This is a genomic window from Pseudomonas sp. MF09156, from assembly GCF_059862305.1.
Genome location: NZ_JCBCUR010000001.1, coordinates 613543 through 632384, shown reverse-complemented (window position 1 = coordinate 632384; position 18842 = coordinate 613543). Strand labels below are relative to the sequence as shown.

The following is an 18842-nucleotide window of genomic DNA, read 5'->3' as shown; positions in this document are numbered from 1 at the left end:
TTGTGCGTTCCTTAAGCTGACTCGCGTTCCCAGATGTACATAGTCGCCGGTGCCGGCTCCCAGACCCTGGCGTTTTCGATTCCGGGCAGGCTCGACAGCGCCTGATATTCGGAAGCCATTGCGACATAGTCGTCGGTCTCCGCGAGAATCGCGGGCTTGCAGGCGATAGGGTCGCGGATTACCGCAAAACCGTTCCGGGTGCCGATGGCGAAGGTGAAAAACCCGTCCAGATCCTCCAGCGAGTGGTCCAACGCTTCTTTCAGCGAATCGCCCTGTTGCAGGCGCCAGGTCAAGTAACCGGCCGCCACTTCGGTGTCGTTGTCAGTCTCAAAATGGATGCCGGCGCGCTTGAGTTCCTGTCGCAGGCGGAAGTGATTCGACAGTGAACCGTTGTGCACCAGGCACAGGTCGGCACCGGTGGAAAATGGGTGACTGCCTTCCATGGTCACCGCACTTTCGGTGGCCATGCGGGTGTGACCAATGATGTGGCTACCCTTCATGCCGGCTAAGCCGAAACGCTGGGAAATTTCCTGCGGCAGACCCATGCCCTTGAGAATTTCGATACTCTGGCCGGCACTCATAATGCGAACACTCGGCGCCAGATCAGCCAGGGCTAATCGAACGGATGCCTCTTCAATTTGAATTTTCAGTACCGCCGCACTGGCGTTCTGGAACCAGTCAAGTGAACAACCCAAACGCCCTTCCAGTTCGCCCATAAGGGTTTTCCAGTCGAACCCTTCAGTTGTCGCCTGCAGGGTAAGCTTGACCCAGCCGTCGGCAACTTCATCACCATAGATTGCGAAGCCGGCACTGTCTGGACCACGATCCGTCATGGCTTGCAACATGGGTTCAAACAGCTTTCCGAGTTGGGATTCCAGCTTCGGGTTCTTTAGATAAAGACCTACAATTCCACACATATCGAGTCTCCCTGGGAGGCAGTGAGCGCCCGGCCCGATGCCTGGACGCTCTAAACGAAGTTGATTAGAAGAATTCTGTGTATCGCTGGATTTCCCAGTCAGAGACATGGCGGCTGTACTCCACCCACTCCATGCGCTTGAGCTTGATAAACTCGCCAACGATGTCTTTGCCCATCACTTCTGCAAACAAAGGATCGGCTTCAAGTGCATCGCATGCTTCTTTAAGCGACTGAGGCAATGTCTTGATGCCTCGGCCGGCGATTTCTTCAAGACTTAGGCTGTACAGGTTTTCATTGCAGATTTGATCTGGCTCAAGTTGACGGTCGATGCCGTCAAGACCAGCCGCGATGATTGCGGCGCTGACCAGGTAGGGATTGCAACCGGCGTCTGGCAGACGGAACTCCAACCGACCGTAGGGAACGCGAACCATGGCCGATCGGTTGTTGGCACCAAATGCGATAAAAGCGGGCGCCCATGTAGCACCTGAAAGAGAATTACCGACGACCAGACGTTTGTAGGAATTAACCGTCGGCGCGGCAAAGGCACACAACGCTGGCCCATGGGCCAACAGCCCTGCGGCAAAGTGGTAAGCGAGTTTGGATAAACCCATGCCGTTCTTGTCACTGGCATCGAAGAACAGGTTTTTGCTTTCGGCACTGCTGATCGAGAGATGGAAGTGCATCCCGTTACCGGCACGTTTGGGATCTGGCTTGGGCATGAACGAGCAGATCATCCCCATATCGTTCGCAATCTCTCCGGCAGCCATGCGGAAGAACGTGAAGCGGTCTGCCGACTCCATGGCGTCGCTGTACGTATAGTTGATCTCGAATTGGCCGTTGGCGTCTTCGTGATCGATCTGATATATCTCGAAGCCAACGGGCTGCAAGGCTTCAGTCAGGCGCTCCAGGAAAGCTCGTGAACGTGACAGCCCTTTGTAGTCGTAGCAGGGTTTGTCCAGGTTATCGCTGGGATCGATCAATTGAAGCTTTCCGCTTTCATCACGGCGCATCAGATTGAACTCAGGCTCCAGTCCTGTGTTTAACGTCCAGCCCTTTTCTTGCAAACGACTCACCTGTTGCTGCAGAACATAACGACTATCAAAGGGGTGAGGTTTGCCATCCACGTGACCGATACAAACCACTCGGCCGTAACCTGGCTGCCAAGGTACCGGAGTCAGGGTCGAGAGGTCGGCCTTAGCCATGAAGTCCGGACCATTGGGCTGCATACCCATCCCGCTGATAGCAAAACCGGCAAACCCTGCACCGGCTTCAGCTACAGTTTCCAATCCACAAATAGGCACCGACTTAGTCTTGGCGGCACCATGAATGTCCACGAACTGAGCCAGCACATACTTAATGCCGTGCTCTTCAATCAAACGTTGGGTTTCAAGTGGCAACATGGATCTGACTCCTGGTGAAGGCAACATCAGTGGCTGTGGTCTATGCAGCGAGGGCAGTTGCTGCCGATCGGCACATGTGTGATGAGCCTGATGTCGGAGCGTTGTACTGCATCGCTAAAATTCCCACAAGGAAATTTTCTTTCCCAATGGGAATGCAAACCGACTGCCAACTCTTGCCACCTACCCCAAAGGAGGTATAAAAAGAGGACATCTGACTACGACATATGGGAAAATTTATTTCCCTGCACGAATAAATTGACGGATGCAGCGACTCCAATTTTGTATTGATGCGCACTTTTAGTGCGATCAAATGACCAACGCGAGCAAAGGGTGCAAGCATGAACGAAGCAGTCGAACTCCAACCTCGGCTCAAGCTTGAGCAATACTTGGGACTGCAGATAAAGCGTCAACGCCAAGCTCAAGATCTGAAACTGTCAGATGTCGCCCGTATTGCTGGAATTAGCCAAGGGATGGTGAGCAAGATAGAGAATGCTCAGGTCTCAACGAGCCTGGATACGCTCAGTCGGCTCTGCGATGTCTTGGGCATGCCAATGTCCAAACTCTTCAGTCAGTATGACCAACAGGGCAGCAATGCATTGCTGGTAAAACGCGATGAAGGTCTTGAGGTGGTGCGTCGCGGAACCGAGAAAGGCCACACTTATCATTTGCTCAACCACACTCGTGGACCGAACAAGAGCTTTGAGGCCTATATGGTCACAATGGATGACGCAAGTGAGGAGTTTCCAACCTTTGCCCATTCCGGCACTGAGTTTCTGCATTTGCTGGAGGGAGAGCTGCATTACCGCCACGGTAATCAGGTCTATAGAATGGAAGCCGGTGACAGCTTGACCTTCGACGGCGAGATCCCACACGGCCCTGAGTTACTGGTGCAGGTGCCGATCCGACTATTGTCCATCGTGAACTACACAGCGACGGGTGAGTAAAACTCCCGTCCACCTACGTCCCCACCTTGCCAAGAGGCTCGTCTGAGACGAAACCTCTTTCCTGGCAGGAAATTAATTTTCACAAAACGCTAGACACCCCTCCCATCGTTCACCTATAAAAGCACCACAGGAATATATTATTCCCTGTGAGAATTTTTATTTGCCCGTAAAAAACTTTTCCACCCATAAATTTCCCGGTGATGACCTGCCCGTCACCTCCCGAGGATCCACCATGAACGATACAAATACCTACATTCTGAAGGTCAGTTGCCCGGCGACTTCAGGGATTGTGGCTGCCGTGACGTCTTATCTCGCAGACAGTCACTGCTACATAGGTGAAATGTCGCAGTTCGACGACGAGATCAATAACACCTTCTTTATGCGCGCGGTTTTCCGCTTCAACGTGGACCATCCAGGCGCAGACCTAGAACAGATCAGGGCAGGATTCACCGACGTTGCGAGCAAATTCAACATGTCTTGGGACCTGTTCGATAAGAGCAAACCGATGCGGGTGTTGTTAATGGTCAGCAAATTCGATCATTGCTTGAGCGACCTGCTTTATCGCCACAGTAAGGGCGAAATGGACATGAATATTACCGCAGTGGTTTCCAACCACCTCGATCTTCGTCCAATGGCCGAACGTGAAGGCATTCGTTTCATTTACTTGCCGGTTACCAAGGATACCAAGGCCAAACAAGAAGCGGAGCTGATGAAAATCGTCGACGAAACCCAGACAGACCTGGTGGTTCTCGCCCGCTATATGCAAATTCTGTCCAACGATTTGTGCAAACAATTATCGGGTCGGGCAATCAACATTCACCACTCGTTTTTGCCTGGTTTCAAAGGGGCCAAGCCATACCATCAGGCTTATGAACGCGGTGTAAAACTCATCGGGGCGACGGCTCATTATGTGACCAGCGATCTGGACGAAGGCCCGATTATTGAGCAAGAAGTACAACGAGTCGATCATGCCTATTTACCTGATGATCTTGTTGCCATTGGCCGGGATACGGAGACCGTAGCACTGTCCAAGGCCGTGAAGTATCACCTGCAACACCGCGTTTTTCTCAATAACGACCGCACGGTGATCTTCCGATGAATGCGCATAAATTGATTGATGGCAAAGCGGCCGCCGGCCGCGTACTGGCACAGGTAAAAAAAGAAGTCGCAGACTTGGTCATCGACGGTATCAACCCCTGCCTGGCTGTAATTCTTGTAGGTGAAGACCCGGCAAGCCAAGTCTACGTGCGCAATAAAGTGCTTCGCGCCGAAGAGTCCGGAATTTTGTCGATCGAACACAAATTGTCTGCCGACACCAGTGAAGCCAAGGTCTTGAATTTGATTCATGCCCTTAACTCCGACCCTGCTGTACACGGAATTCTGCTCCAATTGCCTCTGCCCAAACACATCGAAGAGACACGAGCACTCCAGGCCATCGACCCACGCAAAGATGTCGATGGTTTTCACAGCGAAAACGTGGGTGGCCTGAGTCAAGGACGTGATGTCTTGACGCCATGCACTCCCACCGGCTGCATGTACCTACTGCATGAAACGTTGGGTGATTTGCGCGGCAAACACGCGGTCGTAGTGGGTCGCTCCAACATCGTAGGCAAACCCATGGCCGCCTTGCTGTTGCAAGCCGATTGCACGGTGACAGTGTTGCACTCGCGCAGTCGCAATCCCCAAGACATCGCACGCCAGGCCGATATTGTGATCGCGGCGGTAGGTCGTCCGCGGATGATCGACGCCAGTTGGCTAAAACCCGGCGCCGTCGTGATCGATGTTGGAATCAATCGTATTCAGGACGGTGATCGCAGTCGACTTGTCGGCGACGTAGACACCGATGATGTTCTGTCCTTGGTGTCGGCTGTAACGCCAGTTCCTGGCGGCGTAGGCCCCATGACCATCGCTTTCCTCATGAAAAACACCGTGATTGCTGCCCGGCAGCAATTCAAGGCTCAACAGCCTTCGGAGGCAGCATGCCTTTCAATCTCCTGAAATATGGGCTGAGCTCGGAATATCCGGTCGAAGTTGATCTTCCCGCCCCTAAAGAGCTCAAGTCCTCCTACGATGTGGTCATTATTGGCGGTGGGGGCCATGGGCTAGCGACGGCTTACTACTTATCCAAATACCACGGCATTACAAATATTGCGGTGTTGGAAAAGTCCTATCTGGGCGGTGGCAATACCGCCCGAAATACGGCAGTGATTCGCTCCAACTACCTCACCAGTGATGGCGTAAAGTTTTACGCGGAGTCAGTGCGGATGTTTGAAGGGCTGTCGAATGAATTCGACTTCAACATCATGTACTCACAACGTGGCCAGCTCACCTTGGCACATACCGATGCTACCGTGCGCTCATTTCGCCAACGGGCGGAAGTGAACAAACATCACGGTGGCCGCTCCGAACTCATCGACCGCCAACAGATTCGCGAACTCGTACCCTCGCTTAATCTGGACCCAGGCCACATTCCTGTATTGGCAGGTCTATGGCACTTGGATGGCGCCACCGCACGCCATGATGCCGTGGCCTGGGGCTACGCCAAACAAGCTGCAAAACGTGGCGTGGAAATCCATCAGCTCACTGAAGTACAAGATCTGGTCATTGAAAACGGCACCATCACGGCCGTCAAAACCAACCGCGGAACGATCAAATGCGGGTGCGTAGTGCAGGCTGTCGCGGGCATGAGTTCACAGCTCATGAAAAAAGCCGGCATACGCTCGCCCATTCAAACCTTCCCGCTGCAAGCGATGGTGACACAACCGTTCAAACCCTTCCTGGATCCGCTGGTGAGCTCATCGGCCTTGCACTGTTATGTGCAGCAGACTAGCCGAGGCGAAGTGGTGTTTGGTGGCGGCTCCGACCCCTACCCTCTCTTCAACACCCGCTCCACTCTAAACCTCAAAGAAAGCCTGCTGGCTCATGCCATCGAGATGTTCCCATTTCTGGCCAACGCCAAACTGATGCGCCAGTGGGCCGGGATCACCGACATGACTCCGGATTACAGTCCAATCATGGGACTGTCACCCGTAAAGAACTACTACCTGGATGCTGGCTGGGGAACCTGGGGCTTCAAGGCCACTCCGATCTGCGGCAAAACCATGGCCGAACTCGTAGCCAGTGGCGGCCAGGTCCCCGACTTGATCAAACCTTTTGGTCTGGAGCGCTTTTCGACCTTCCAGCAAGTTAACGAGATGGGCGCCACGGCAGCCAGCCATTAAGGAGAGCGGAACATGAAAGTGATGATATGCCCGCTCAACGGGCCGCGAAATATCAGCGAATTCACCTACGGCGGCGAGTTCAAAAACATGCCAAACCCGGCGACCTGTACCGACGCCGAGTGGGCCGACTACGTTTTCAACAGCGATGACGCCCTGGGTGTGGTTCGCGAATGGTGGATGCACACACCATCGAGTTACTGGTTCCTCGCCGAACGTCACACCGGCAGCGACGAGATCCTGCGCACCTTTGATCCAAAGGAACTGTTCACCGCTCGCATCGAATTTGCCACACCCACCAAGGAGTTAATAGGATGAGCCGCTTACCTGCTCCCATGGGCCTGCTGATCGATCGCGAGAAACCGCTCAATTTCAACTTCGACGGCGTGGCCTATCAAGGCTTCCAGGGCGACAGTATCGCCAGTGCGCTTATCGCTAACGGTCGCTTCCTGATTTCCCGCTCGTTCAAGTACCACCGCCCACGCGGAGTGCTGACTATGGCTGGCCAGGATGCGAATAGCCTGGTTCAACTCCCCCATGAGCCTAATGTGTTGGCAGATGCCTATGCATTAGAGGAAGGCCTCACCGTCACGGGACAAAACTTCAACGGCTCTTTGAACAATGACAAGGACGCCTATCTGGGCAAATTCTCAAAGTTCATGCCGGTGGGCTTTTACTATCGCTCCTTCTACAAGCCCAAGGGCATGTGGAAAGTGTGGGAGCCGATCATTCGCAAGAAGGCGGGGCTGGGCGTGCTGGATCTTGAGTTCCGGCCCGAGTATTACGACAAGGCTTATCTGTTCACAGATCTGGCAGTGATCGGTGCCGGGCCGGCCGGTCTGCAAGCCGCACTGACCGCCGCAAACGCGGGCGCCAAGGTTCTTTTGATAGAGCAGCAACCGCTATTAGGCGGTTCTCTCACCTATGCCCGTTTCGACATCGAAGGCGTACGTGCCAGCACCCTGCGTCAAGCGCTCGTCAGCGCAGTCGAAAGCCATGCCAATATCCGGATCCTCAAAGAAGCCACTTGCAACGCATGGTTCACCGACAACTACCTGCCTGTTATCCAAGGCAAGCGGATGTTCAAGGTACGTGCAACTCAATGCCTGATCGCCAGCGGTTCGTTCGATCAGCCGGTGATCTTTCGCAACAACGATTTACCAGGAATTATGCTCAGCAGTGCCGCCCTGCGACTGATGAAGCTCTACGCGGTCAAACCCGGCAAACGCGCTGTGGTTCTAACGGGCAATGACGATGGCTATCTCGCGGCGCTCGACCTTCATGACCAAGGGGTTAGCGTCGCTGCCGTCGTTGATATGCGTAACGGGCCAGACAACCGGGACTTGCTGAATGCCTTGACCCGGCGCTCAATCGCGCTGAAGGTCGCCACGACGGTCTACGAGGCGCTGCATGAAAAAGGCATGCGTCACATCAGCGGTGTCGAACTGCGCAAAATAACTGGTCAGGGGCAAGTCGCAACCGCCAGCGAGCAAATAGACTGCGACCTGCTGTGCATGTCGGCAGGCTATATGCCTGTGTACCAACTGCTCTGTCAGGCAGGAGGCAAGTTAAGCTATGACGATCAATTGGCTGAATTCACCCTCAGCGGGCAGCCAAAAAATCTGAGTTTCTGCGGCTCGGTGAACGGTCGCCACGCACTGGACAATGTACTCGCGGACGGCGCCAATTGTGCTGCCGATATCGTAACTTCGCTAGGGCTCGCGACGAGCGAAGACCGATCAGTCTTTCGCCCTGAAGCAAAAGTCAATTTCGCCTGGCCAATCTTCCCTCATCCAAAAGGCAAAGACTTCGTTGATTTTGATGAAGACCTGCAAGTGCGGGACATCGTTAACGCCACGAAGATCGGCTACCGCGATATACAACTGGTGAAGCGATACTCCACGGTCGGTATGGGGCCGTCTCAAGGCCGTCACTCCGCGCTGCCAACGGCTCGTCTGGTAGCGGCGTCGACGAACCGGAACATCAGCGAAACCGGCGTGACCACCGCACGGCCGCCCTTTGTCGCCGAGAAACTCGCTCACGTTGCAGGTCGTGCTTTTGATCCGTACCGTCAGACCCCGATGCATCGCCGCCACTTGGATGCAGGCGCCAAGATGATGCCCGCCGGGATCTGGCAACGGCCGGCGTACTACGGCAAAACAACCGAGCGGGATAAAGTCATGCAGGCCGAAGCGCTGCATGTACGAAACAAGGTCGGAATCATTGACGTATCGACATTAGGAGGCCTGGACATTCGTGGGCCGGATGCGGCGGAACTGCTGAATCGCATGTACACCTTTGCGTTTCTCAAGCAACCGATTGGACGGTCGCGTTATGCATTGATGACCAACGAACATGGCGTCGTGATTGACGATGGCGTATGCGCCCGGTTTGCTGAAAACCACTTCTACGTGACGGCGACCACCAGCGGTGTCGATCGCATTTATCAGCAAATGCTCAAGTGGAATGCGCAGTGGCGATTGGATGTCGACATCGCCAATGTCACCGCTGCGATCAGTGCTGTTAATGTCGCGGGACCCGATTCGCGCAAAGTGGTGGAAAAACTCTGTACCGATCTTGATATGTCGGCAGAGGGTTTCCCTTACCTAGGCGTCCGTACAGGAACGGTGGCGGGAATCAAGGCGCGCCTGCTACGTGTCGGTTTTGTGGGTGAACTGGGTTACGAAATCCACGTCCCCTCACGGCACGCCTTGGCGCTCTGGGATGCTCTGATGCAGGCCGGTGTTGAATACGATATCCGGCCATTCGGGGTCGAAACACAACGTCTGCTGCGCCTTGAAAAAGGTCATGTAATCATCAGTCAGGACACAGACGGCATGACTCATCCAGCAGAGATTGACATGGGCTGGGCAGTCAGTCGCACCAAACCTTTTTTCGTCGGCCGTCGTTCAGTGGACATCCTCGAAGCTCAGCCAATGAAACGCAAATTAGTCGGCTTTAATTTGCCTAAAAACAGCCCACAGCCGCTTGAGGGTCATCTGGTGCTCAATGGGCCTGACATCAGCGGTAGCGTGACGTCCTGCGAATACTCGCAAACGCTGGGAACCATCATCGGCCTGGCCTATGCGGACGCCTCACAAAGCGCGCCAGGGCAACAGATTCCCATACGCGTGGAGGGCGGCTTGGTGGTACACGCCACGGTAGTGAAGTTGCCGTTCTTTGACCCCGATAATAAACGTCAGGAGCTATAGCGATGAACAACTTACGAGCGGAAGATCTTATGGAGAAAAGCCCTCTGGCGGTTTTGCAGCACTGCGGTTTGGTCGATTTTTCTGACCTTGCGCGGGTAGGTTTTCGCGGTATGCAAAGTAGAGAATATCTTCAAAATCGTGGCTTTGAACTACCGGAGCGGCCAAATCAAGCGGTGGTCCAAACAGATGGCAGCTACGTGGCCAGACTTTCCGCGACGGAATATTTAATCCTGGGAAGTTTGCAGGACCGTGGACAACGCATCGCCGATGAGGAAGCGCGGTGGGAGTTGGATCATCAAGCCAACTATCTGCTGCCTCGTCATGACAGTCATGCGTGGCTGCAGCTTAGCGGCGCTCACATCGCCGAGATTATGGCCAAGCTGTGCGGCGTCGACCTGAGAACTCAGGCATTCACAATGGGTGATGTGGTACAGACTTCAGCTGCACGTATCAATGTGATCATCATCAATGTCGGGCTGGATAGCGTTCCCTGTTTCCAAATCCTCTGTGACCGTGCCTCGAAAGAATATTTTGCCGACGCGGTGCTTGACGCAATGGCAGAGTACGGCGGAAAAGCCCTTTCATTCAGTACGATAATGCACTAACACGATTAACTTTACGCTCTGCACGTTCGGCACCTTCGGGTGCCGATGTCATTTCGGAGACATCGATATGGGCATCTTGCTGGAATCAATGGATAAAGAAACCGCAGATTACATGGTACCGGCCCTTCAGCGCGGCTTGAGTATCCTGAGCATGTTCGACGCCAATGTGCGCTCCCTTTCAATTAATGACATTGCCAGGCAACTGGGCATTACCCCCTCGTCGTGCTACAGAATCCTGTTCACCTTGACCGAGATGGGCTACTTGAATAAATCGGGGGCCTACTACGAGTTGGGTGCCAGTGTTATCAGCGCAGGCTTCAGCTATCTGGCCAGCCGCGACCTAGTCGATGTAGCCATGCCCTACCTGAATCGGTTACGCGATCACACTTCGCTTTCCAGCCATCTGAGCATCAGGGAGCAGACGGAGAGTCTTTACATTTACCGGGCATTCGCCGTGCAGCGACTTTCAGTGAACATCCCCATTGGAACTCGCATCGCTTGCCATTGCACAGCGATGGGGCGAGTGCTCCTCTCGGGCCTGAACGAAGCCGAGGTGGACTCGCTGTACCAGAACGTCCGCCTGGACGACTACCCTGCGCCCTCAGCACGCACGCTGACGGAGCTCCAAATCATGCTCGCAGGGGATCGTCATCGTGGCTGGGTGGTCCATCGATCTGACTACTCAACCTCGTTGGCGGCGGGGATCAAGGACCACACCGGTCACATCATCGCGGCAGCGAACCTCTCAGGTCCGGATGCAGTCATGGATACACCGGGCACTCAAGAGCACCTGTTGGAGAAATTGTTAAGCGCTACCCAAGCAATATCAACTGCCTTGGGCGCACCTCAAAAATGAAAGCCGATGGGTACTGTCATGACGAAGACCACCCGATGACGAACAACAAACGTCACGCTGGCCCCAAATACAAAACTGTAGTGGTCAACTCATCCCGGACACGGTTTTGAGTTTTTCTTCCGTTTTCGCTGGGGCCAATCCATCGTTAAATTGATGAGGTTGTTGCCGCTGACCGAAAACTGACCCAGTAGAGGCTGTTCTGCCGATCGAAAACTGACCCAGGTGCTCAACTGCTCCTGCTCAATTTATGAGCAGGAGAACACAGGGTGATCAGTATGGAAATGATGGGCAAAATTCGGCGGATGTATTTCCGCGACAAGCTGTCGTTGCATGAGATAGCCAAGCGCACCGGATTGGCGCGCAACACCATTCGCAAGTGGGTCAGAGCGCCGGAAGCCAAGCAGCCGGTGTACCTGCGCCGGGCCATTTTCAACAAGCTGAGTCCGTTTCACGGCACGCTGGAGCAGGCGCTTAAAGCCGACTCGCTGCGTCCCAAGCAACAACGGCGCAGTGCCAAGGCGCTGCTGGCACAAATCAAAGCCGAGGGTTATGACGGTGGCTACAGCCAGCTCACCGCGTTTGTCCGTGCCTGGCGCGGGGATCAGGGCAAGGCAGCGCACGCCTTTGTGCCGTTGACCTTTGCCCTTGGCGAGGCGTTTCAGTTTGACTGGAGCGAGGAAGGCTTGCTGATCGGCGGCATTTACCGGCGCATGCAGGTGTCGCACCTGAAGCTGTGCGCGAGCCGTGCCTTCTGGCTGGTGGCTTATCCGAGCCAAGGTCACGAGATGCTGTTCGACGCGCATACGCGCTCGTTCAGCGCCTTAGGCGGCGTGCCACGCCGAGGCATTTACGACAACATGAAGACGGCCGTCGACAAGGTCAACAAGGGCAAAGGCCGCACGGTGAATGCGCGCTTCGCGGTGATGTGCGCGCACTACCTGTTCGATCCGGATTTCTGCAACGTTGCCTCAGGTTGGGAAAAGGGCATCGTCGAAAAGAACGTGCAGGACAGTCGCAGGCGTATCTGGCTGGACGCCCAAGACCGTCAATTCCACTCCTTCGAGGAACTCAATGCCTGGCTCGGGCAGCGCTGCCGCGCACTCTGGAGCGAGCTTCCGCACCCGCAATACAGCGGGCTGAGCGTGGCTGAGGTGTTGGAGTTGGAGCGGGCCGAAATGATGCCCATGCCCGCGCCCTTCGACGGTTACGTCGAGCGTGCGGCGCGGGTTTCCAGCACCTGCCTGGTCAGCATGGGACGAAACCGCTACTCGGTACCCTGTGAGTACGCCGGCAAGTGGCTCAGTTGCCGCCTGTATCCGACGCGGATCGAGGTGGTAGCTGATGACGTATTGATTGCCAGCCACGCGCGCTTGCTGGATCGCGACCAGGTCAACTATGACTGGCAGCACTACATCCCGCTGATCGAGCGCAAGCCGGGCGCACTGCGCAATGGCGCTCCTTTTGCGGATCTACCAACACCACTGCGGCAACTCAAACACGGCCTGACACGTCATGCCGGCGGTGACCGGATCATGGCGCAAGTCCTGGCTGCCGTACCCGTCGCCGGACTCGATGCCGTATTGGTGGCCGTTGAACTGGTACTCGAAGCCGGCACCCTGAGCGCCGAACACGTCTTGAATGTCGTGGCGCGGCTGACAGCGACCGAGCCACCGCCCTCCGTCGAGACTCACTTGCAGCTCAAGGAAGCGCCTGTCGCGAACACGGCGCGCTACGACCGTTTACGCGGCAGCGTCGAGGAGATCCGTCATGCGTGATCTCATGGCAGAACTCAAAGAGCTGCGCCTGCACGGCATGGCCAATGCTTGGGCGGACTTGACGGCGCAGGGTGAGTCGGCCCTAGCCTCCTCGAAATGGTTGCTCGAACACCTGCTGCAACAGGAGCATGCGGATCGCGCCATGCGCTCGGTGAGCCATCAAATGAACATGGCCAAGCTGCCCATGCACCGTGACCTGGCTGGCTTCGACTTCAGCGCCTCCAGCGCCGACGCACGGCTGATCAGGGAACTGGCCAGCCTGGCCTTCACCGACACGGCACAGAACGTGGTACTCATCGGCGGGCCGGGCACCGGCAAGACCCACCTGGCCACCGCGCTAGCCGTGTCCGGCATCACTCTGCACGGCAAGCGCGTGCGCTTCTACTCCACGGTTGACCTGGTCAATCTGCTGGAGCGCGAGAAGCATGACGGTAAAGCCGGGCGCATCGCCCAAGCACTGCTGCGCATGGACTTGGTCATCCTCGATGAGCTGGGTTACTTGCCATTCAGTCAGGCTGGCGGTGCTCTGCTTTTTCACCTGCTGTCCAAGCTGTACGAGCACACCAGCGTCGTGATCACGACCAACCTGAGCTTCGCAGAATGGTCGCGCGTGCTCGGCGACGCCAAGATGACCACCGCCCTGCTGGATCGGCTTACGCACCACTGCCACATCGTCGAAACGGGCAACGAGTCCTACCGCCTGCAACACAGCAGCTTGGCGGCTCAGGCAAAGATCAAATCACGGGAGCGAAAACGCAAGGACGATCAGAAGCCGGTGGACGACGAACCGTTTTGATTTTAGGGAAAGGATGGCCTGCTGCATGACGACATGTGGCAGGTCTTCAGTCGCCACTTGGGGCGATCGAAAGGAAGGGATTTTAAAGCAGCTGCGCTGATAGACTTATCCACAGTTGCTGATATAGAAATCAGCAATCCGCCCTGGGTCAAATTTCAATCGGCAGGGTGGGTCAATTTTCCATCAGCACCAACAGATGAGGTCGGATCCAGTTGTAGTGATGCATCAGGTACTGGCTAATATCTCTCTGAGCCTGGTGGCCGGTCATGTAGCCAGTGGTTGGTATCCACTCTGTTTTCAAGCTGCGAAAAACCCGCTCCATCGGCGCATTATCCCAGCAGTTTCCTCGGCGGCTCATACTCTGACGCATGCGATAACGCCACAGCCGCTGGCGAAAGTTGCGGCTGCCATATTGGGATCCCTGGTCTGAGTGAAATAGCAGGCCTTGCGGCTTGCCACGCTGCTCGTAAGCCACATCCAACGCCTTGATCACCAAGTCTGCATCCGGCTTTTCTGATAACGCCCAGCCCACCACTCGGCGAGCGTAAAGATCCATGACAACCGCAAGGTAGTGCCATTTCCCCTGTGCCCAGATGTAGGTGATGTCGCCGCACCAGACCTGGTTGGGCGCTTCGACATCAAATTCTCGGTTCAATATATTTGGGATATCCGGCCGCTCGACTGTCGCCTTTTTATAGGCGTGTGATCCTGGCTGCTTGCTGACCAACTCCAGCTCACGCATCAGCCTGCGTACCTTAAACCGTCCAATTTGCTCACCTTCTTCTTGCATCATCAACGTGATGCTTCGACTGCCGGGAGCACTTCGGCCCTGGGTGAACAACTCGCTCACTCGGCTACGCAGCCTGAGCCGCTCAACATCTGGTGTTCGCCGCCTTAGACGATGCGCGTAGTACCCCGAACGAGCGACCTCAAACGCCTCGCACAAGCAGTCAACAGGCTCATGGACGCTTAGCTGATTGATCAGCGCGTACGCTCGAGATCTTCCGACATCAAGAGCGCGGTAGCCTTTTTTAATATTGATTTCTCGCGCTCGAGGCGAGCAATCCGAGCTTCCAACTCCTGGATTTTTTGCTGCTCTGGTGTCAGGGCCTTGCTCTGGGGCGTGACGCCGGTGCGCTCTTGCTGAAGCTGGTCGACCCAGCGGCGCAGCGCCGACTCACCAACACTCAGTGAACGACTGGCTTCGATGAAGCTGTAGTTTTGCTTGAGCACGAGGTCGGCAGCCTCGCGTTTGAATTCAGCGGAAAAGGTACGGCGTTGTTTGGTCATCTGACACCTCGATCTGGCGAGCATTCTCGCCTAAAAGGGTGTCCGGTTTCATTAGACCACTACAAACGCCCTCTGCGATTGCAGAGGGCGTTTTGTTCAGCTACGACATCGGGACAAAAACCGCGCCTAATTGCCAGCCCCCCCTTTCAACGTTGTTTCAGTTCGAAAGCTTGTAACCCACTTCTCCATGGGACGACAAATCCAGGCCATCAATCTCTTGCTCTTCGTCGACTCTAAGGCCGCTACAGACAAGACTGGCGAGCTTATACGCGATCCAGCTGGTAATAGCGGAAAAGGCGATGCTGAATAACAGGACGCCACCATTGACCAGCATCTGATCGACCAAATTGCGCCCCCCTGTGAACCCTAGCCCGCCCAATGAGGTTAGGGCAAATACAGGCGTTAATACCCCCCCAATGATTCCACCGACCCCGTGTACGCCGAAAACATCGAATGCATCATCCAGTCCTAGGCGAGGCTTTAATTTCTCCACGGCCCACAGGCAAATCGGAGCGACGATAAAGCCCAGCATAATGGCACCCATCGGGCCGACAAAACCGCATGCTGGTGTGACGGCCACTAACCCTGCGATGGCCCCGGAAACTCCGCCTAGCATGCTCGGCTTGCCGCGATGCCGCCACTCGGCAAACAGCCAGCCTAGCGCTCCAGCGGCGCTGGCGAGCATGGTATTGACGATGACCAACACCGCAAAACCGTTCGCCATCAGCGCGCAACCTCCGCAGAAACCCAACCAGCCAACCCATAGCATTGAGCCGCCCGTCATGGTCATAGTCATGTTGTGCGGTGCTAAAGCGGAAGTTCCAAAACCACGGCGTCGGCCGAGCAGGTAGGCCCCCACGAGGGAGGCAATCCCTACGTTGACGTGGACCACATTGCCACCTGCGAAATCCTGAACGCCAAGATCGAAAACCCATCCTCCCCCCCATGCCATATGAGCCATGGGGATGTAATTGATGGTGAGCCAGATGGCCATGAAGACTAATACCGCTGAAAATTTCATTCGCTCTGCGCTTCCTCCGACGATAATCGCCGGCGTGATTGCGGCAAATAGCATCATAAAAAGAAAGTAAAGCAGTTCAGGGATAGTGCCCTGCAGGGATTGCGGGCCAACGCCCCTCAGAAACAGCTTGTCGAATCCACCGATCCAGGCCTGCCATTCCCCACCGGAAGTAAACGTCAGGCTATAGCCATAGATTGCGAACAGCACGGACATTAATGACGCGACAGAAAAGACCTGCATCAACACGGAGAGAACATTCTTACTGCGCGCCAAACCGCCATAAAAAAGCGCTAGGCCTGGCAAGGTCATGAGCAACACCACCAATGAACATGTCACAACGAAAGCCGTATCACCGCTATTAAGCATCGGCGCATCCTCCGCCGCTCCCACTGCGCCGGAGGATGAAGCCAACAAGATCAAGGTCAGTGCTTGAGATCGTCGGAATGCAGGAATATCGAGCATAGGTGGACTCCTTTTATTGATTACTTTCGACCCGACGATGCCTGACAACTCGACACATCGAGACCAATGATATTTCCCGAAAGGAAATATTTTTTCTTATTAGGAAAGCAATCAGTCTGCCATCTATGCCGCCTCTACCTCCAAGGAGGTATCGGTAGCGGCTGAATTTGCTACAGAACGGCGACAACGCAATGTTCGCCTGCGCAAGCTCATTCTGGCTCGTCTGACAAGGTGAAACGGGATGGTGCACTTTCTAGGCCCAACATCACCATTTCGGGCATGCCATGACACGAGGCGGATGTTACGTCTGAGAAAGTCTTGTCAGAATCAATCACCACACGCTCCTTAGTTATGCTACGTCTACCCGCTTGGCGCCCGTCATAAGATGTTCGATCTACAAGCTGTCACCTTATGTCATGACATCGTGCTCAAGGTTGCTTGAGATAGCCTCAGGACTCCTCTTAAGAGAGGAACACAAGAATATGCGGTGGCCCTGAAATCTCGAGAGGCCTATGGCTTTGACTGATAAATGCCGAATCAATTGCCCGTCTCCGGTTCTTCCAAGCGTGACAAATGAGCCGTTATTGCACTCAAGGCCACCGACACTGAAATCGAGTTCTTTTTTCGCCTGCTAATAAAAAACGATTGCCCCTGATTTTGAGTAGGCAATTAACTCATCAGTCGTGATGTGGAGAAATCGGCATTTTTCAAGGTAGTTGTCGCGTCAACCGTCTAACTATGCCGCCATTTTCTCGTTCTGTTGCTCTCGATCCGGGTTCAACAACACGGTGCCGATCGGTTCCCAGTTACGCGTCCGGCCTGACCACCGCTCCGGTTTGTTTTCCTTGGCTCGTTCGTACAACTCATGTCGCCGGGCCAAGACCTGATGGTCCAGCCCTCGATGCCGCTCAGCCGGTGTGACGAACCGGATGCGGCTATGTCGGTGCTCGTTGTTGTACCACCGCATAAAATTCCTCACCCAAGCCCGAGCAGCATCCAGACTGGCAAAACCATCCAGCGGCCATTGCGGGCAGTATTTCAGCGTTCTAAACAGCGACTCCGAGTAGGGATTGTCGTTGCTCACACGCGGTCGGCCCCGCGAAGGCGTGATGCCCAGGTCGTACATCTTGCTCAGCAGCGTCACCGATTTCATCGGCGCTCCGTTGTCCGAGTGCAGCACCAGCGGTTCGTGTAAACACTGCTCACCGATCACGCTGCGTTGCAGCAGCGCGGCGGCTTTTTCACCGCTTTCCGCGTCGTAGACCTCCCAGCCCACGGCCTTGCGGCTGTAAATATCCTCGATCAGATAGAGGTAGTAATACTTTCCGCGTATCGGCGAGGGCAGATACGTGATGTCCCACGACCACACCTGATTGGGCGCTTTGGCCGCATGCGTTGTCGGTGCTGCGTGCCTTCTGGGCCGCTGGCTGCGGCCTCGATGTTGTTGTTGGCCTGCCGCACGTAGAACGCGATAAAACGTCGCCTCCGACGCCACATAACGCCCTTGATCGGCCAGCCGCGGCACGATCTGGCTCGGCGGCAAGTGGGCGTACTCCGGGCTGTTACACAGCGTCACAATGGTCTGACGCTCGACTTCGCTCAGTGCATTTCGCGGTGTTGGCCGTGTGACAATCGTTCGGGCATCGGCCTGGATAACCTCTGTTTCAGTCCAACGTTGCAAAGTCCGCAGCGATAGACCGATTTCCTGGCACGCCCTGATTTTTCTGGCTCCTGCCGCCACCGCGCTACCCAGCCAGGCAACGATTAACTGGCGCTCTGGCAAAGATGTTAGTTGTCCTCGTTGTCGTTCGTCCCCCAGTAGTCGTTGAGCTTTTTTCGCAGCACCAACAACGCGGCTGTTTCAGCGAGCGCCTTGTCTTTGCGGCGCAGTTCGCGCTCAAGTTCCTGGATGCGTTTCTTGTCCTTGCGAGATTGCTCGCGATCTTCTTTTTGCTGAGCCTTTGTCGATTTCTGGCCGGTGATAAAAGCTTGTCGCCAAGCCGTGATTTGTTCGGGGTAAAGACCTTTGCGGCGGCAATACTCGCCGAGGTCGATCTCGGACAAACCGGCGGCTTCAAGCACGACAGCAAACTTGGTTTCGGCTGACCAGTTCTCGGTCAACGGCTTGTTTTCGGACACTGCATTTCCTTCAGAACTGAGCTGCTTGCGCCAGTTGGACAAAGACATTTCGCTGACCCCTTCGCGCCGGGAAACCTCGGCCATCGACAGGTTCAGCGGGGGAAGCAGCATTTTAAGTAATGCGGCTCTGCGTTCAGGTGAATAGTACGGCACGACCAGTCTCTTTCCGCCCCCGATATGCTTTTTTAGGAAAAATCGGAGAGGCGAC

Annotated in this window: 15 protein-coding genes; 10 read left to right on the top strand and 5 right to left on the bottom strand. The window is 55.3% G+C overall.

Going from position 1 to position 18842, the window contains the following annotated elements:
* Positions 1-11 precede the first annotated feature (11 nt).
* Positions 12-917: a class II glutamine amidotransferase gene (locus AC19YY_RS02940; RefSeq protein WP_183701935.1), complete on the bottom strand. Its 906-nt coding sequence runs from the start codon at positions 915-917 to the stop codon at positions 12-14.
* 64 nt (positions 918-981) lie between these two features.
* Positions 982-2316: a type III glutamate--ammonia ligase gene (glnT, locus tag AC19YY_RS02935; RefSeq protein WP_500603848.1), complete on the bottom strand. Its 1335-nt coding sequence runs from the start codon at positions 2314-2316 to the stop codon at positions 982-984.
* Between the two features lie 338 nt (positions 2317-2654).
* Between glnT and AC19YY_RS02930 the strand changes: the two genes are divergently transcribed.
* The 10 genes from AC19YY_RS02930 (at position 2655) to istB (ending at position 13722) form a co-directional block, all read left to right on the top strand.
* Positions 2655-3260, top strand: a complete 606-nt coding sequence (locus AC19YY_RS02930) for a helix-turn-helix domain-containing protein (RefSeq protein WP_500603847.1) — start codon at positions 2655-2657, stop codon at positions 3258-3260.
* A gap of 232 nt (positions 3261-3492) precedes the next feature.
* Entirely contained in the window at positions 3493-4359 is an 867-nt protein-coding gene (gene purU, locus AC19YY_RS02925) for a formyltetrahydrofolate deformylase (protein ID WP_183701942.1), read from the top strand.
* Positions 4356-5258, top strand: a complete 903-nt coding sequence (gene folD / locus AC19YY_RS02920) for a bifunctional methylenetetrahydrofolate dehydrogenase/methenyltetrahydrofolate cyclohydrolase FolD (protein WP_442116716.1) — start codon at positions 4356-4358, stop codon at positions 5256-5258. Before purU ends, folD begins: the two co-directional genes overlap by 4 nt.
* On the top strand, positions 5240-6481 hold the full coding sequence (locus AC19YY_RS02915; RefSeq protein WP_500603846.1) for an FAD-dependent oxidoreductase: 1242 nt from the start codon (positions 5240-5242) through the stop codon (positions 6479-6481). Before folD ends, AC19YY_RS02915 begins: the two co-directional genes overlap by 19 nt.
* 12 nt (positions 6482-6493) lie before the next feature.
* Positions 6494-6796, top strand: a complete 303-nt coding sequence (locus AC19YY_RS02910; protein WP_183701953.1) for a sarcosine oxidase subunit delta — start codon at positions 6494-6496, stop codon at positions 6794-6796.
* Entirely contained in the window at positions 6793-9690 is a 2898-nt protein-coding gene (locus AC19YY_RS02905) for a 2Fe-2S iron-sulfur cluster-binding protein (RefSeq protein WP_500603845.1), read from the top strand. Before AC19YY_RS02910 ends, AC19YY_RS02905 begins: the two co-directional genes overlap by 4 nt.
* Before the next feature lie 2 nt (positions 9691-9692).
* Positions 9693-10295 carry a sarcosine oxidase subunit gamma gene (locus tag AC19YY_RS02900; RefSeq protein ID WP_500603844.1) on the top strand — a complete coding sequence of 201 codons (603 nt, stop codon included), beginning with the start codon at positions 9693-9695 and terminating at the stop codon, positions 10293-10295.
* 67 nt (positions 10296-10362) lie between these two features.
* Entirely contained in the window at positions 10363-11151 is a 789-nt protein-coding gene (locus tag AC19YY_RS02895) for an IclR family transcriptional regulator (RefSeq protein WP_183701959.1), read from the top strand.
* Between the two features lie 275 nt (positions 11152-11426).
* The gene (istA, locus tag AC19YY_RS02890; RefSeq protein ID WP_126543471.1) at positions 11427-12926 is read left to right on the top strand and encodes an IS21 family transposase; all 1500 of its coding nucleotides are present in this window, start codon (positions 11427-11429) and stop codon (positions 12924-12926) included.
* The gene (istB, locus tag AC19YY_RS02885) at positions 12919-13722 is read left to right on the top strand and encodes an IS21-like element ISPst3 family helper ATPase IstB (protein ID WP_003117254.1); all 804 of its coding nucleotides are present in this window, start codon (positions 12919-12921) and stop codon (positions 13720-13722) included. The genes istA and istB overlap by 8 nt, the downstream gene beginning before the upstream one ends.
* A 172-nt stretch (positions 13723-13894) precedes the next feature.
* Here the strand turns inward: istB and AC19YY_RS02880 are convergent.
* The 3 genes from AC19YY_RS02880 to AC19YY_RS02870 form a co-directional block, all read right to left on the bottom strand.
* Positions 13895-15012 (bottom strand): IS3 family transposase gene (locus AC19YY_RS02880; protein ID WP_500603843.1). Its coding sequence is split into 2 segments (ribosomal slippage): positions 13895-14757 and positions 14757-15012, totalling 1119 coding nucleotides; the frame shifts between segments, so codons are not numbered across the junction.
* Between the two features lie 157 nt (positions 15013-15169).
* The gene (locus AC19YY_RS02875; RefSeq protein ID WP_500603842.1) at positions 15170-16495 is read right to left on the bottom strand and encodes an ammonium transporter; all 1326 of its coding nucleotides are present in this window, start codon (positions 16493-16495) and stop codon (positions 15170-15172) included.
* Between the two features lie 736 nt (positions 16496-17231).
* A protein-coding gene (locus AC19YY_RS02870; protein WP_087149576.1) for an IS3 family transposase occupies positions 17232-18787 on the bottom strand; the annotation gives its coding sequence in 2 pieces (ribosomal slippage) (positions 17232-18325 and positions 18325-18787; 1557 coding nt in all).
* Between the last annotated feature and the right edge of the window lie 55 nt (positions 18788-18842).